This window comes from Elusimicrobiota bacterium, assembly GCA_040757695.1.
Taxonomy (GTDB): Bacteria; Elusimicrobiota; UBA8919; order UBA8919; family UBA8919; genus JBFLWK01.
This window is the reverse complement of the sequence record JBFLWK010000247.1, coordinates 1-1,177: the sequence shown is the minus strand read 5'-3', so window position 1 is coordinate 1,177 and position 1,177 is coordinate 1. Positions and strand designations below refer to the sequence as shown.

1 protein-coding gene is annotated in these 1,177 nt (G+C 31.9%); it reads left to right on the top strand.

The genetic code is table 11. From position 1 onward, the window contains the following. Window positions 1–370: 370 nt before the first annotated feature. The gene (locus AB1349_14530) at window positions 371–991 is read left to right on the top strand and encodes a hypothetical protein (protein ID MEW6558542.1); all 621 of its coding nucleotides are present in this window, start codon (window positions 371–373) and stop codon (window positions 989–991) included. Window positions 992–1,177 lie beyond the last annotated feature (186 nt).

Genomic DNA, 1,177 nt, shown 5'->3' with positions numbered 1-1,177 from the left:
ATGGTTCCGCGTAAAACTTCATGTACATTTTTTGCGGTGATTTGTTTTGAAATATCTTGCTTATATAAGTTAACCATAACGGTATCCTCCCGGGTAAAAGGTTATAAAAATTTAAAATAGCGGAGGTTAAACAAGATTAAAAAACTTGCTCGAAGCGTGAGGAAAGGTAATTGCGCAGATTCTTTCTGCCGGTGATTCTATGGAAATCTATAAATTTCATGTTTTTTCTAAATTACACTACAAAAATATGTATCTAACTTTATAACATCAAATGAATTGACGATTTATTGTAAAAATCACTCTTATACTTCGGAAATTTTTTTTAATTTGTTCTCAGGTTTCAATAAGTTTCTCTACAAATATCTATTAAATGAAAAAAGCATCTCAAATACTCCTGATTCTTACGTTTACTCTTATATTAATGAAGTGCGGCAAAGATGAACCTGGAGATTCCGACGCATCAAATTTTTTTGTAATTGATAAATCCAAATTAGCTGCCGAAATAACCGATCAAAATCTTGGTATTTCGTTCCAGCCGCCTAACGGATGGGCTTTTCAATCTGCAGAGTTATCAAAGAAAATCGAGTCCCGGAACAAACTAAACACCGGTGAAGCCAAAAATTTTCAGTATCAACCGGTCTATCTATTCTTTAGCGATTCAACTTTTTCATTGTTAAGTATTGGCGAAGTTAATTATCCGGATACTAATATAAACGTCCAGATGAAAATTAATCTCTATAAGAATCTACTCAGCAACAAACTTAAAAAAGACAAACTTGCAATCGGTACCTTCAAAAAATCTAATACGACCTTTTTCCAGTTTAGGAGTGAAAAAGAGAGCTTCATTAACTATAAAATAATTTTTCAAAATTTAGCTGGGCAAATTGTGCAGTTCGATTGCACTTTGACAAAACAAAACGCAGAAGGGGAACTACATAAACTCAAGTCTTTCCTCGGTTCTGTTTCGCTAATTAAATTTCTTAATAACTGAAGTTACCCAAGGTTTTGATTACACAAGTGAATCTTCTTTGTCTTTTTGAAATAACTAAGTTTCATGCGTACTTCCCAATGAAAATTAAACCTTGCGTAAGGTGTGTTAATAATTAACTTCCATTTGTTTCTGCTTATTTAATCTCGTTAATTTTACGTAAGAAAAATTTTTCAATACTAAATAGTA

What these genes read in the sequence shown, in the direction of transcription:
- AB1349_14530 (MEW6558542.1), top strand. Translation starts at nt 371, where the DNA reads ATGAAAAAAGCATCTCAAATACTCCTGATTCTTACGTTTACTCTTATA.